The 256-nt window shown below is 60.9% G+C and carries 1 protein-coding gene; it reads left to right on the top strand.

Features of this window, described 5'->3' with window-relative positions; genetic code table 11:
* Positions 1-256: glycosyltransferase (locus FQ664_RS19995; RefSeq protein WP_144174358.1), on the top strand; the 256-nt coding region annotated here is incomplete at both ends.

A 256-nucleotide genomic window follows, 5' to 3' on the forward strand; every position in this document is an offset into this window, starting at 1 on the left:
GGATGGCAACGGTGGCATCGCCACCAATTACGCGTCTGCGACCGATGTGCTGCGCTACCGGATGCTGCACCATGAGGGTGGGCTGTACATGGACGTGGACGACTTCCTGCTGCCGGACGGCAAGGGCGAAACGATCGATCAGGTCGAGCTGCGCACCCCACCCGATGGGCTGCTGCTGCCACCGCCGATGTCCAACGAGAAAATGAGCATGAATTGCCTGTACAACACCAGCCTCATTGGTAGCCACCCAGGCAAC

It is taken from the genome of Pseudomonas persica (assembly GCF_900291015.1).
In the GTDB taxonomy this organism is placed as follows: domain Bacteria; phylum Pseudomonadota; class Gammaproteobacteria; order Pseudomonadales; family Pseudomonadaceae; genus Aquipseudomonas.